The sequence below is a fragment of the Streptococcus sp. oral taxon 064 genome (assembly GCF_001683375.1).
Classification (GTDB): domain Bacteria; phylum Bacillota; class Bacilli; order Lactobacillales; family Streptococcaceae; genus Streptococcus; species Streptococcus oralis_S.
The window spans coordinates 1,717,611-1,731,527 of the sequence record NZ_CP016207.1; the positions used below are offsets into that span (position 1 = coordinate 1,717,611).

16 protein-coding genes are annotated in these 13,917 nt (G+C 38.7%); 5 read left to right on the forward strand and 11 right to left on the reverse strand.

What is annotated here, in order from left to right:
* Positions 1-20 precede the first annotated feature (20 nt).
* Positions 21-380: a hypothetical protein gene (locus AXF18_RS08430; RefSeq protein WP_065371812.1), complete on the reverse strand. Its 360-nt coding sequence runs from the start codon at positions 378-380 to the stop codon at positions 21-23.
* Between the two features lie 135 nt (positions 381-515).
* Here AXF18_RS08430 and AXF18_RS08435 point away from each other — a divergent pair, with 135 nt between their 5' ends.
* Together AXF18_RS08435 and AXF18_RS08440 are read left to right on the forward strand one after the other, a co-directional pair.
* A complete protein-coding gene (locus AXF18_RS08435; RefSeq protein WP_049490650.1) occupies positions 516-1,043 on the forward strand; it encodes an ECF transporter S component in 528 nt (175 codons plus the stop codon).
* An 11-nt stretch (positions 1,044-1,054) separates the two neighbouring features.
* Positions 1,055-1,570, forward strand: a complete 516-nt coding sequence (locus AXF18_RS08440) for a transcription repressor NadR (RefSeq protein WP_065371813.1) — start codon at positions 1,055-1,057, stop codon at positions 1,568-1,570.
* Here AXF18_RS08440 and AXF18_RS08445 read toward each other — a convergent pair.
* From AXF18_RS08445 to uvrB, 10 genes are all read right to left on the reverse strand, one after another.
* Positions 1,567-2,034, reverse strand: a complete 468-nt coding sequence (locus AXF18_RS08445) for an 8-oxo-dGTP diphosphatase (protein ID WP_065371814.1) — start codon at positions 2,032-2,034, stop codon at positions 1,567-1,569. The genes AXF18_RS08440 and AXF18_RS08445 overlap by 4 nt on opposite strands.
* Before the next feature lie 23 nt (positions 2,035-2,057).
* Positions 2,058-2,501: a hypothetical protein gene (locus AXF18_RS08450; RefSeq protein ID WP_049520353.1), complete on the reverse strand. Its 444-nt coding sequence runs from the start codon at positions 2,499-2,501 to the stop codon at positions 2,058-2,060.
* A complete protein-coding gene (locus AXF18_RS08455; RefSeq protein ID WP_065371815.1) occupies positions 2,479-3,036 on the reverse strand; it encodes a hypothetical protein in 558 nt (185 codons plus the stop codon). The genes AXF18_RS08450 and AXF18_RS08455 overlap by 23 nt, the downstream gene beginning before the upstream one ends.
* A gap of 495 nt (positions 3,037-3,531) precedes the next feature.
* A complete protein-coding gene (locus tag AXF18_RS08465; protein WP_157090880.1) occupies positions 3,532-4,086 on the reverse strand; it encodes a hypothetical protein in 555 nt (184 codons plus the stop codon).
* A gap of 20 nt (positions 4,087-4,106) precedes the next feature.
* Positions 4,107-4,628, reverse strand: coding sequence for a GNAT family N-acetyltransferase (locus tag AXF18_RS08470; RefSeq protein ID WP_049549942.1), 522 nt, complete (start codon positions 4,626-4,628; stop codon positions 4,107-4,109).
* Positions 4,594-5,157 (reverse strand): GNAT family N-acetyltransferase, encoded by a 564-nt coding sequence (locus tag AXF18_RS08475; protein ID WP_049549943.1) that lies wholly within the window; start codon positions 5,155-5,157, stop codon positions 4,594-4,596. Before AXF18_RS08475 ends, AXF18_RS08470 begins: the two co-directional genes overlap by 35 nt.
* 8 nt (positions 5,158-5,165) lie before the next feature.
* On the reverse strand, positions 5,166-5,792 hold the full coding sequence (locus AXF18_RS08480; RefSeq protein ID WP_049549944.1) for an NAD(P)H-dependent oxidoreductase: 627 nt from the start codon (positions 5,790-5,792) through the stop codon (positions 5,166-5,168).
* 14 nt (positions 5,793-5,806) lie between these two features.
* Positions 5,807-5,989: a UvrB/UvrC motif-containing protein gene (locus tag AXF18_RS08485; protein WP_065371818.1), complete on the reverse strand. Its 183-nt coding sequence runs from the start codon at positions 5,987-5,989 to the stop codon at positions 5,807-5,809.
* A 97-nt stretch (positions 5,990-6,086) separates the two neighbouring features.
* Entirely contained in the window at positions 6,087-7,124 is a 1,038-nt protein-coding gene (locus AXF18_RS08490; RefSeq protein ID WP_000125532.1) for an acyltransferase, read from the reverse strand.
* 40 nt (positions 7,125-7,164) lie between these two features.
* Positions 7,165-9,153 (reverse strand): excinuclease ABC subunit UvrB, encoded by a 1,989-nt coding sequence (gene uvrB / locus AXF18_RS08495; protein ID WP_000610417.1) that lies wholly within the window; start codon positions 9,151-9,153, stop codon positions 7,165-7,167.
* Between the two features lie 180 nt (positions 9,154-9,333).
* On the opposite strand from uvrB, the gene AXF18_RS08500 reads away from it, so the two are divergent.
* From AXF18_RS08500 to zwf, 3 genes are all read left to right on the forward strand, one after another.
* Positions 9,334-11,499 (forward strand): ABC transporter substrate-binding protein/permease, encoded by a 2,166-nt coding sequence (locus tag AXF18_RS08500; protein WP_065371819.1) that lies wholly within the window; start codon positions 9,334-9,336, stop codon positions 11,497-11,499.
* Positions 11,499-12,239: an amino acid ABC transporter ATP-binding protein gene (locus AXF18_RS08505; RefSeq protein WP_001096337.1), complete on the forward strand. Its 741-nt coding sequence runs from the start codon at positions 11,499-11,501 to the stop codon at positions 12,237-12,239. Before AXF18_RS08500 ends, AXF18_RS08505 begins: the two co-directional genes overlap by 1 nt.
* A gap of 149 nt (positions 12,240-12,388) precedes the next feature.
* On the forward strand, positions 12,389-13,876 hold the full coding sequence (zwf, locus tag AXF18_RS08510) for a glucose-6-phosphate dehydrogenase (RefSeq protein ID WP_049518786.1): 1,488 nt from the start codon (positions 12,389-12,391) through the stop codon (positions 13,874-13,876).
* Positions 13,877-13,917: the final 41 nt, after the last annotated feature.

Below are 13,917 nucleotides of genomic sequence, written 5' to 3' on the forward strand. Positions count from 1 at the left end.
CTGAAGGTGGAGTTTAGCATTTAAAACATGAGAAACATCAATAGAATGTGAAAGCCAAAGTGCAGGAGCTGATACGAAAGAGGTGTAGGTTGCTGGCTTTTCTGGCTATCCAAGTATAGGGTTAGAGATAGTAAAACCAAACCAAATGTAATCACCAATCTGACGAAATAAGCAATTTCTAGTATTGCTGCCATCAAAAGAAAACCTAATAAAGGAAGGCTAAAGAGTGAAACAGCCAGACTGCTTGCTAATAGAGAGAGTAGCGAAAGGACCAATAAACTATAAACTAGGAAACGAGTCCAACCTGAGACTACTTTCCCTTCACTTTTCTGTTTTGACATCATCACGATTACCACGATTAGGTAAACAAAAAGTATCATCACATTTTCTCCTCAGTTCCTATTATTCTTTACCACATTTTAACCAAATTTTCCTGAAAAATCAATAATGCTTCTTGACTTGATTGGTGATTTATTGTACTATACTTGTGTATATACAGATAAATGGAGGTTCTTATGAATATACGGAAAAAAACGCAGTTTATGACTATGACTGCCCTACTCACTGCAATAGCGATTTTGATTCCAATCATTATGCCTTTTAAAATCGTTATCCCACCGGCTTCTTACACCCTGGGAAGTCATATCCCCATCTTTATCGCCATGTTTCTTTCGCCTTTGATGGCTGCTTTTGTGATTATTGCTTCTAGTCTTGGTTTTCTGATGGCAGGCTATCCGCCTGTTATTGTACTCCGTGCCTTCTCTCACATTGTTTTTGGTACTTTGGGGGCTTTGTACTTAAAGAAATTCCCTGAAACCTTGGATAAACCAAAGGCATCTTGGATTTTTAACTTTGTTTTGGGTGTTGTTCATGCTATCGCTGAAGTAATAGCTTGTATCATCTTTTATGCTACTTCAGGAACAAATGTTGAAAATATGTTTTATGTTCTCTTTGTCCTAGTTGGTTTTGGCACAATCGTCCATAGTATGGTAGACTATACATTAGCACTAGCTGTCTATAAAGTGCTTCGAAAACGTCGCTAAAAGGAAAAACTATGACAAAGGATCGCAAACAAGCTCTTCTCAAACTGTTAAAAGAGGCACCAAAAGCTCTCAATGGTCAAACTTTGGCTGAACACTTTCATGTCACTCGTCAGATCATTGTACAGGATATCGCTATTCTCCGAGCAGATGGAGCTCCTATCCTATCCACCAATCGAGGCTATATCTACAAAGAAAATGATGCCAGCCCCTACGTTCACAAACTCTTTAAAGTGAAACATGAACTGGAAGAAATCGGTCAGGAACTACTAGCTATTGTAGATAATGGCGGACGTGTTCAGAATACTTTGATTGACCATCCTGTTTATGGAGAAATTGAGACCCTACTCAAACTCACCTGTCGTCGAGATGTCCAACATTTTTTAGAGCAAGTCGAGAACTCTGACTTTAGACCCCTTTCTGAATTGACGGATGGCACCCATTACCACCTTGTTGAAGCCGAAACACAACAAGACCTCCACTATATCGAGGAGGCCTTGGATAAACTTGGTTATTTAGTAAAAGACTAGAAGGTTTCTTTCTCCCAGCCGTCCTCTGTGCGGTGGCGATAGAAGAACTCAGACTTGTCAGGTGCTTCCATCATTTCCATCAAAGGCAATATATCATAGGCCAGATCCAAATTTGGAATCTGGTCTTTTTGCACCCAAGATACTTCTCCTTCTTCTGAGGATTGGAGACTTCCAGTAAACTCTGTCGCCTTATAACAAACAACGATGTAGCGCCCACCTGTATCTAAGGGCCAGTTTTTAATGCCGACCAGTTGGGGATTCTGAATGGTTAGACCAGTTTCTTCATAAATCTCACGAATGACAGACTCGGCAAAGGACTCGCCATTCTCAACATGACCTCCTGGAAAGGCATAGCCAGACCAGCGATTGTTTTCAGGAGAGCGGTATTGCATGACTACTCGCTGGGTTTCGAGGTCTTCAATCAGACAGATATTGGTTAAAATGGTTGCTTGGGCACGGGACATAGATTTGCTCGCTTTCTAAGTTATTAAAATGTATCTTCGTTGTATTTTACTTCTGACTTCATGATAAAGGGATTGATCAATTCATGATGTTCATAAGTAGTACGGGCCAAAAAACCTCTAGCAATGATGATTTCCTTATCTTGTATGCGATAGTCTATATTGATAGGGATGGCTGGATCCGAGATAACTGATAAAACAAAGAATGCTGCAAACCAAAGGTAAAATGTCACCAATCCACTAAATATTTGAAAAATAAGGTGATACCATTGAAAATCTCTTGTTCTATAAAAAATTCTCCAGGGATGGATTAGGAAGGTCAAACAAAGAATGAAAAACCAACTATTCCACAAAATTGGCGTAAAAGATAGGCCAAAAACCAACAACACCAAATGAAGAACCACAAAGGTCAGCAAAGCCAAATAGAGGGTTTTAAATGAAATTAACTTAATTCGATTTTCTTTTGTCATGATTTTTCCTCTTTTTGTCCTTATATTTCAAAATGACCATTAATATCGCTGGAATGATGAAAAAGATTAGATAGGTAGCAATTGGAAGCCAGATGTAGCGATAATCGATAGATAATAGGGAAGGAATTTTTTTAACATTTCTCCCTTTCACCCCAACAAGTAAGTGGAGGAGAAAAATAGGTCCGTTTATGAATAGAAAAGTTTTTAAAAATCCTTGTACTGAGGCCTTATTGCTAAAACCATCTCTAAAAATACCTTGATAGAGTGTGTGCACCAAAAAGACAAAATTCATAATAATTGGTAAGAGATAGGACATTTCTTGATATGGTTTCGGGATAAGTGACGTCCCGAACAACACATACATGATACCAAAAATAGATAATAATATTATACCACCATCCATAAAAGAAGCAATCTTTAAATGTCTTTCCAGCCACAATTGGACGTGAGCTACCAAAGAATACTTTTTATGGATTTTTCTCATTTTTCTGTCCTGTTGTTTGACCTTCTTTTTTCTCTTAATCTTTCGTTCCATTTACGCCTCCTTCTGCTCTTTTCTATCCGTATAATCAAAAGCAGAATGCCCAGCCCCAAGAAAAAGAAAAAGAGATAACTTACAATAGGGACCCAGACATATGCTGGATCCATAGAAATTATGGGAGGGAAATTCGTTGACTTACGACGTCCTAGCCAATTCAGACCTACCAAGAGATGAAAGGGAAAAAGAAGACCATTAAACCCAATAAATCCCCATGAAAAGTAACGCCATTTCTGAAGTTTATCACTACTAAAACGAAAGACAAGGAAATAGGTTGATAAGATCAGAAGGATAAGATTGAAGCTTAAGGGGGAAAGATAGTTTATGTTCGGTAATGGGTAACTAATGTAAGAGGCGGCAAGAAATGATACAAACATAGATCCAAATAATACACTCGTATCCAAAAGTTGACCAATCCTTCTGTGCCTTTCCAGCCAAAGAAAAATCCTCTTAGTCCAAGAAGGCTTTTCTTTTGTCTTGTACTTCATTTGCCTACTCATCTTCATTTTCATCTACTCCTTTTTTTGAACCTTTGGAGAGAAAGAAGATTGCCAAAGTTAACATCAAGACTAGAAGGTAGATGACAATAGGAAACCAGATATAGGATGACTCCAGTGAAAACAAAGGTGATAGAACGACTCTTCCTCTTTTTCTCACGCCAATCAGTTGAAAAATGAAGCTAAGGATATTGATATAAATAAAGGGTTCACAAAATCTTTTAAGGGTCCTTTCTTTTTCAGTTTTCACTGACAAAAAGAGAGCATAGAACCTATTACCCAAGATAAAAAGATTCAATTGCAAGGGAAATAAAAGCTCTCTGTAACGAAAATCAGCTGGAATGCTTTTGTTCTGTGATGTTGTAAATTCTATAACTAGGAACAAGCTGATATAAAATACAATATCAAGCATAAATTTGACAAATCGATGCCCTTGTAACCAAAAACGTACTGAATCTAAGGCCGATGATTTCTTATACTTCTTCTCTTTCAAATTCATAATAACTTCTTTCCATTTAAAATATATTCTAAAACGTGATTGTTTGTTCATTGAGTCATCTGAAAACAAAATCACAATTCTACCAGTATTTGACTCTCAGATTTTGATGATTTCTTACGTACCATTCTAATTTCAGTGATAGGTTTTCCAAGGTCAAGTATTTTTTCTTGCCCATCAAAAGTAAAACCCATTTTTTGATAGAAAGCAATCGCTCGCTTATTCTCATTTAATACCCATAAAAATATTTCAGAGAACTGTTCAAGAGTCGTCAGAGCTTCCTTCATTAACTTCTGAGCAATACCTTTTCCATAATAGTCTTTTAAAACATATAAGGCAATGATTTCGCCAGCTTGAATAGTCTCATCACGAAAGTTTCCATAACTGATAAAACCAACTACTTTCATATCATCTATGGCAATCAATGTATTTTCTGGATATTTTTGACTAAAGAATCGACATCTTTCTAATGTCATTGTCTCCTGAAATTCTGCAGGCAAAAGATCGTCATAAGCCTCACGCCATGTCTGCCAATGAACTCGGGATTTCCCTTCTATCTCCTCAGGAGTTTCCATTTGTTTGATAGTTAGGTTCATTTATTTTACCCCATTCTTCTCTCAAAACACCATATTTAATACTATCAAAATATTTGCCTTGGTAATAACGAACTTTTGGAATATGAGCTTCTTTTTTCATTCTTAATTTTTCAGCCAATTTCATCATACCAAAATTTCCTGACCAAGTTGTCAAACCAAGATGCTCCAACTCCAAGTAATCCTGAAATGTCTGATCTATCCACTGTAGCATAGCAGCTTTTCCAATTCCAGAGTTCCAAAATTTCTTGTCATAAATACAAATTCCCAATTCCATCCATCTTGTTTGTTTACATACCCAGTAGCGCGAAACAGTCCCAACTAGTTTATCATCAACAAAAATACCAAGGCGATTTGAGTTGTTTAGAGCGGATTCTGATTTTTGTAGTTTAAATTCTTGAAAATTAGGAAAATGCTGATAATCGTCATAATAGGGAGCATCATACTGCTTCCAAATTGGATCAGATTGTGAATAAGCAATTTCCCACAAAGACAACAGATCTTCTTCTATTAGTTTTCTTAAATAAACCATACTATTTCCTAATCCAACGCCTTGACTTCCTCAGCTACTTTTTGTAGATACTTTTCTCTTGTTGAACTTGTATTCACCTCACGCCCTAACTCACCCAAAATTGAAACTTTCTTTGTTTTAATACCGCAGTGATTTAGGACAGCATTCTTTAATACTGATATTCCATAACTGTCTGGGATACTGATAGGACCTGAGAATGCTTTGTACCACCATGTTGGTGCCATGGATGTTGCGTAAATACTGGCTGATTTTCCTTTTAGTAACTTTTTAAACTGCTGACCTCTTAAGTAATTCCAAATAAAACTTCCTTGATTATTGGCAGAGTACGCAATTCCTGGCGTGAAAACACGATCAATCCAACCCTTCAATAAGCTAGGCATACTACTCCACCAAATTGGATAAACAAAAATGAAATGATCTGCCCACTGGATTAATTCCTGAGAGCGAAGTATGAAAGAGTCCTCTTCCATACGTTTTCGATAACCATAACGTAATACAGGATCAAAATCTATCTCATTTAGGTTAATAGATTCAAGCTCATGATGATTTGAGTCAATATTTTCTACAATCGTTCGAAAAATTTCTTGACAGAAACTTTCCTTGTCAGGATGTCCATTGATGACTAAAATTTTCATTCATTCTCTCCTATCTAATCCAACGCCTTGACTTCCAACATCATATCGCGTATCTGAGCAGCCAACTCGAAATCAAGCACTTCGACGGCTTCTTGTATTTGTTTTTCGAGTTTTTTGACGAGTTCTTTGCGTTCTTGTTTGTTGAGGCTATTGATATCGACTTCCTTGTCCTCTTCCTTAGCTACTGATTTAGTCACGGCAATTAAGTCACGGATAAGTTCAGTAAACCTTAAGTTCTCAGTGAAGTGTATATTTTAATGCCTCTTGCTCCTATTTTAATAAGACAATAAAGTTTTAAGTCTGTTTAAGATTTTTAACACTCTTTATTAAAGTAAGAATATACGCCATTAATTTATTTCTAAAATACTCAATCATAGCGCCAGAAAAGAACAGGGCCAGTGTCATAACTAGAATCATAATGACAAAAATGGGAAATTCTTGTTCTTCAACTAAAGTATGGATGGTTGGTATAATTCTTCTAAAAATAAGAGGATGTACATGAAACAGATAAACCCCCAAAGTTAGTGGAGATATTAAAAGAACTATTCTCTTAAAAGTTAAGGGAATATCTTTAATATTCAAGAAGAGTAAAAATATTGCTATTCCTTGCAGTGTAACCGTAGGAGAAATATAACTTCTCCACTGTTCAAAACCAAGCCAGCACAATATAAAAGTTAAACTAGTTAGAAATAAAATGAATCCACTAACATTACGTATTTGAAAACGACTTTCGTAATTTGATTTTCTAATTATTGCTCCTATAGTGTACAAAAGAATCATCCATAATACACTATATCCACCCCACAAGCCCAGAATATCTTGTTTAAATACTGTAGGTATGACAGAAAAGTATATAAATGCTCCACTAACAATTGGAAGCAATTGTTCTTTTTTCAATGTCAACACTGCTTGATTCAAAAATGGTGCTATTAAGACTAAACCAAAATAGCAACTCATATACCAATACTGTCCATGACTTATTGGAGTTAAAGCTGAAAACCAATCACTTAAGTTAACAGATGTTTTTGAAAAAATAGCAAATACAAAAGTAATTGAAATAGTATAGAAAATAATCTGTACCCAAAAACTAAATATTTTTTTATAACTAAATTGTGAATAAAGACCGACATACCCACTGATTAAAATATAAATATTTACAGCTGAATATGAGAAAGCTTCTAAAAAATTGGCAAAAATATAGTAAAGATCTTTTTGACTATCAACTTTCTCCAAAATTCCTCCCATACCCAAAACATGTAAGTTGCAAATCATCAACATAGCGAAAATTCTACAACATTCAATGCCTATGTGTTTAGTTTTTTTTGCTGTCATATTATGTCTTTCTATATATTTCTATTTCTTTATAATTTTTTCAGTTTAACGCCTTCACTTCCAGCATCATATCGCGGATCTGAGCAGCCAGTTCAAAGTCAAGCACTTCGACGGCTTCTTGCATTTGTTTTTCGAGTTTCTTGACGAGTTCCTTACGTTCTTGTTTGTTGAGGCTATTGATATCGACTTCCTTGTCCTCTTCCTTAGCAACTGCCTTAGTTACAGCAATCAGGTCACGGATTTCTTTCTTGATTGTCTGAGGTACGATACCATGCTCTTCATTATAAGACATCTGGATTTTCCGACGACGAGCCGTTTCATCAATAGCACGTTGCATAGACTGGGTCACCGTGTCTGCATACATGATGACATGCCCTTCGCTATTGCGAGCAGCACGTCCAATGGTCTGAATCAATCCACGTTCGTTACGAAGGAAACCTTCCTTGTCAGCATCTAGAATAGCAACCAAGCTTACCTCAGGAACGTCAATCCCTTCGCGGAGCAGATTGATTCCGACCAAAACATCAAAAACACCCAAACGTAGGTCACGGATAATCTCCGTCCGCTCCAAGGTTTTGATATCCGAGTGCATATACTTGACCTTGATGCCCATTTCTTTGAAGTAGTCGGTCAAGTCTTCTGCCATCTTCTTGGTCAAGGTTGTGATAAAGGTTCGTTCATTCTTTTCAACACGGGCATTGATTTCACCTAGGAGGTCATCAATCTGTCCCATAGTTGGACGGACTTCCACTTCAGGATCCAAGAGCCCTGTTGGACGAATGATTTGCTCGATCACTGTCTCGGTCTGTTCATTTTCATAGTCACCTGGTGTCGCTGAAACGTATACAATCTGATGCACATGACTCTCAAACTCCTCCCGACGGAGAGGACGATTATCTAAGGCAGACGGCAAACGGAAACCATAATTGACCAACATTTCCTTACGAGAACGGTCTCCATTGTACATGCCCTTTATTTGCCCCATAGTCATGTGACTTTCATCAATCATAATCAAGAAATCATCTGGGAAGAAGTCAAGAAGCGTATAAGGAGGCTCTCCTTCGCTACGACCATCCATGTGGCGGGAGTAGTTTTCGACACCGTTGGTATAACCCATCTCACGCAGCATTTCGATATCGTACTCTGTCCGCTGTTTCAAACGCTGAGCTTCTAGCAGTTTGCCTTCCTTTTCAAAGACAGCCAACTGCTCCTCCAACTCTGCCTGAATTTTCACAATCGCAACTTCCATGTGGTCGTCATTGGTCACAAAGTGAGTGGCAGGGAAAATCGCCAAATGATCCACTTCACCCAATACCTGACCTGTCAAAGCCTCAACCTCACGGATACGGTCAATCTCATCACCGAAAAACTCTACTCGAAAAGCGTGTTCATCACGAGAAGCTGGGAAAATCTCCACCACATCCCCGCGAACGCGAAATCTTCCCCGTTGGAAATCAATATCATTGCGTTCAAACTGAATATCAACCAAGTCATTCAAGAGTTTATCACGAGAAATCTCCAGACCTGGACGAAGACTAACAACACTATCAGAATATTCCTTGGGCGAACCCAAACCATAGATACAAGAGACAGAAGCTACGACGATGACATCGTTACGCTCCAGAAGAGCTGAAGTCGCTGAGTGTCGAAGCTTGTCAATCTCATCATTGACCGAGCTATCCTTCTCAATATAGGTATCGCTCGAAGGGACATAGGCCTCTGGTTGATAATAATCATAGTAGGATACGAAGTACTCGACTGCATTTTCAGGGAAAAATTCCTTGAACTCTCCATAGAGCTGCCCAGCTAGCGTTTTGTTATGGGCAATGACCAAAGTTGGTTTATTAACTTTGGAAATGACCTGACTCATGGTATAGGTCTTCCCTGTACCCGTCGCCCCCATCAAAATTTGGGCCTTCTCTCCACCTTCGATATTGTCAACCAACTGCTCAATCGCTTGGGGTTGATCTCCTGAAGGTTGGTATTTTGATACTAGTTTAAATTTATTATCTGTAATTCTATTAATCATGATTGCCTCATCTGCATTTTTCTATCCTTCTATTTTACCATAAATTTACTTTTCAGACTCTACTCTAGGTTGATAAGAGTGAGTATTTCATGTTACATTTCCTTACATAAAATCCATAAAATTTGCCTTTTCATTCATTTTCTGATATAATGGGAAAATATTCGGAAAAGGAGACTAAAAATGAAGAAAAAAATACTAGCATGTTTGCTCATTTTATTTCCCATTTTCTCACTAGGTATGGCAAAAGCTGATACTGTTAAGATTGTGTCTGATACAGCTTACGCACCTTTTGAGTTTAAAGATTCAGATCAAACCTATAAAGGGATTGATGTTGATATTATCAATAAAGTCGCAGAAATCAAAGGATGGAACATCCAAATGTCTTATCCCGGCTTTGACGCAGCTGTAAATGCAGTGCAGTCAGGTCAAGCAGATGCTATTATGGCAGGTATGACAAAAACAAAAGAACGCGAAAATGTCTTTACCATGTCTGATACCTATTATGATACAAAAGTTGTCATTGCTACCACAAAGGCAAATAAAATCACCAAATATGAGGAACTTAGCGGGAAAACAGTTGGAGTTAAGAACGGAACTGCCGCTCAACGTTTCCTCGAAAGTATCAAAGATAAATACGGTTTCTCTATCAAAACCTTTGATACAGGTGATTTGATGAATAACAGTCTAAGTGCTGGTGCTGTGAACGCCATCATGGATGATAAACCTGTTATTGAGTATGCGATTAACCAAGGACAAGATCTCAGCATCAATATGGATGGCGAGGCTGTTGGAAGCTTTGCTTTTGGTGTCAAGAAAGGGAGCAAGTATGAACACTTGGTTACCGAGTTTAACGAAGCCCTAGCACAAATGAAGAAGGATGGTAGCTTGGAGCAAATCATCCAAAAGTGGACGGCTTCTAAAACTACGGCAAGCCCAACAATAACTACTGCTGCTGGACAAAAAGCTACTCCTGTGAAAAGCAAGTATATTATTGCCAGCGACTCATCTTTCGCCCCATTCGTCTTTCAAAATTCAAGCAATCAATACACCGGTATTGATATGGATCTTATCAAGGCCATTGCCAAAGATCAAGGTTTTGAAATTGAGATTACCAATCCAGGATTTGATGCAGCCATTAGTGCTGTTCAAGCTGGACAAGCAGATGGTATCATTGCTGGTATGTCTGTAACAGATGCTCGTAAGGAAACCTTCGACTTCTCAGAATCATACTACACAGCAAATACGATTCTCGGTGTGAAAGAATCAAGCACAATTGCTTCTTATGAAGACCTCAAGGATAAAACTGTCGGTGTTAAAAACGGAACTGCTTCTCAAACGTTCCTTACTGAAAATCAAAGCAAATACGGCTATAAGATTAAAACTTTCGCAGATGGCGCTTCTATGTATGACAGTCTGAATACTGGATCTATTGATGCCGTGATGGATGATGAGCCAGTTCTCAAATATTCTATCAGCCAAGGGCAAAAATTGAAAACGCCAATCGCTGAAACTCCAATCGGTGAAACAGCCTTTGCGGTTAAAAAAGGAACAAATCCAGAATTGATCCAGATGTTCAATAATGGACTTGCGAACCTCAAAGCTAACGGTGAATTCCAAAAGATTCTTGACAAGTATCTAGCTAGCGAAACTTCAACTGACTCTACAAGTACAGTTGACGAAACTACTATCTGGGGCTTGCTTCAAAACAACTACAAACAACTCCTTAGTGGACTTGGAATCACTCTTGCTCTAGCTCTTATCTCATTTGCAATTGCCATTGTCATCGGGATTATCTTTGGTATGTTTAGCGTTAGCCCATACAAATCACTTCGTCTGATCTCTGAGATTTTCGTTGACGTTATCCGTGGTATCCCATTGATGATTCTTGCAGCCTTCATCTTCTGGGGTATTCCAAACTTCATCGAGTCCATTACAGGCCAACAAAGTCCAATCAATGACTTTGTAGCTGGTACTATCGCCCTCTCACTCAATGCAGCTGCTTATATCGCTGAAATTGTTCGTGGTGGGATCCAAGCTGTTCCAGTTGGCCAAATGGAGGCCAGCCGCAGTCTTGGTATCTCTTACGGAAAAACCATGCGTAAGATTATCTTGCCACAAGCAACTAAATTGATGTTGCCAAACTTTGTCAACCAATTCGTTATCGCTCTCAAAGATACAACCATCGTGTCTGCTATCGGTTTGGTGGAACTTTTCCAAACTGGTAAGATCATCATCGCCCGTAACTACCAAAGTTTCAAGATGTATGCAATCCTTGCTATCTTCTATCTTGTAATTATCACGCTTTTGACTAGACTAGCGAAACGCTTAGAAAAGAGGATTCGTTAATGGCAAAACTAAAAATTGATGTAAATGATTTGCATAAGTATTATGGAAAAAACGAAGTTTTAAAAGGCATTACTACTAAGTTCTATGAAGGAGATGTTGTCTGTATCATCGGTCCTTCCGGTTCTGGTAAATCCACATTCCTCCGTAGCCTTAACCTTCTTGAGGAGGTAACGAGTGGCCACATCACAGTAAATGGTTATGATCTGACTGAAAAATCAACCAATGTCGACCATGTTCGTGAAAACGTGGGAATGGTCTTCCAACATTTCAACCTCTTCCCTCACATGTCAGTCCTAGAAAATATCACTTTTGCACCTATTGAACACAAACGAATGACCAAAGAAGAAGCTGAGAAATTGGGGATGGAGTTGCTGGAGAAAGTCGGTCTTGCAGACAAAGCTAATGCTAACCCAGATAGCCTATCAGGTGGTCAAAAACAGCGTGTAGCTATCGCTCGTGGACTTGCCATGAATCCTGATATCATGCTCTTTGATGAGCCAACTTCCGCTCTGGACCCTGAAATGGTTGGAGATGTACTGAATGTTATGAAGGAATTGGCGGAACAAGGCATGACCATGATCATCGTAACCCATGAGATGGGATTTGCTCGTCAGGTGGCTAACCGTGTTATCTTTACGGCTGATGGTGAATTTTTAGAAGATGGAACTCCAGATCAAATCTTCGATAACCCGCAACACCCTCGTCTAAAAGAGTTCTTGGACAAGGTCTTAAATGTATAAAACAAAACTGTAAGGTTCTCCTTACAGTTTTTTAATTGCGTATTGGATTTTTTGTTTTTTTTGAAAATTATGATAAAATAAAAACTATGATAATGAGGAAATCTCATCCCTAGTCCAACTAGGAAAAAATATAGAAATTAGGTAGCTAGATGTCATCAAAGGTTATTGTTACAATTTTCGGTGCGAGTGGAGATTTAGCCAAACGCAAACTCTACCCTTCCCTTTTCAGACTCTATAAATCAGGCAATCTCTCTGAGCATTTTGCTGTTATCGGAACAGCTCGTAGACCTTGGAGTAAGGAATATTTTGAATCTGTAGTTGTAGAGTCCATCCTTGATTTGGCAGATAGTACCGAGCAAGCCCAAGAATTTGCCAGCCACTTCTACTATCAAAGCCATGATGTGAATGATACTGAACATTACATTGCTTTGCGCCAATTACAAGCTGAGCTGAATGAAAAATACCAAGCTGAACACAATAAGCTCTTCTTCTTGTCTATGGCGCCTCAGTTCTTTGGAACCATTGCCAAGCACCTCAAATCTGAAAACATTGTTGATGGCAAAGGTTTTGAGCGCTTGATCGTTGAGAAACCATTTGGTACAGACTACGAAACAGCTAGCATACTCAATGAAGATCTCCTTGCGGCCTTTGATGAGGAGCAAATCTACCGTATCGACCATTACCTAGGTAAAGAGATGATTCAGAGTATCTTTGCTGTTCGTTTTGCCAACATGATCTTTGAGAATGTTTGGAATCGCGAACACATCGATAATGTTCAGATTACCTTTGCAGAGCGCTTGGGTGTTGAAGAACGCGGTGGCTACTATGATCAATCTGGTGCCCTTCGTGATATGGTGCAAAACCATACTCTTCAACTCCTCTCTCTTCTAGCCATGGATAAACCAGCTAGCTTTACAAAGGATGAGATTCGTGCTGAAAAGATAAAGGTCTTTAAAAACCTCTATCATCCAACTGAGGAAGAATTGAAAGAACAGTTTATTCGTGGTCAGTATCGCTCTGGTAAAATCGATGGCATGAAATACATTTCCTATCGTAGCGAGCCAAATGTCGATCCTGAATCTACAACAGAAACCTTTGCATCTGGTGCCTTCTTTGTAGACAGCGATCGTTTCCGTGGTGTTCCTTTCTTCTTCCGAACAGGGAAACGTCTGACTGAAAAAGGGACTCATGTCAATATCGTCTTTAAACAAATGGACTCTATCTTTGGAGAACCATTAGCGCCAAATATCTTGACCATCTATATCCAACCAACTGAAGGATTCTCTCTCAGCCTAAATGGGAAGCAAGTCGGTGAAGAATTTAACCTAGCTCCAAGCTCTCTGGATTACCGTACAGATGCTACTGCTACTGGAGCCTCACCAGACCCATACGAGAAATTAATCTACGATGTTTTGAACAACAACTCAACCAATTTTAGCCACTGGGATGAGGTAAGTGCTTCTTGGAAATTGATTGACCGTATCGAAGAGCTCTGGGCAGAAAACGGAGCTCCACTCTACGATTATAAAGCTGGAAGCATGGGGCCACAAGCTAGCTTTGAATTACTTGAGAAGTATGGAGCTAAATGGACCTGGCAACCAGATATCGCCTATCGTGAAGATGGCCGTTTAGAATAGCAAAAATATCCTGCAAGATTGACTTGCAGGATATTTATTTT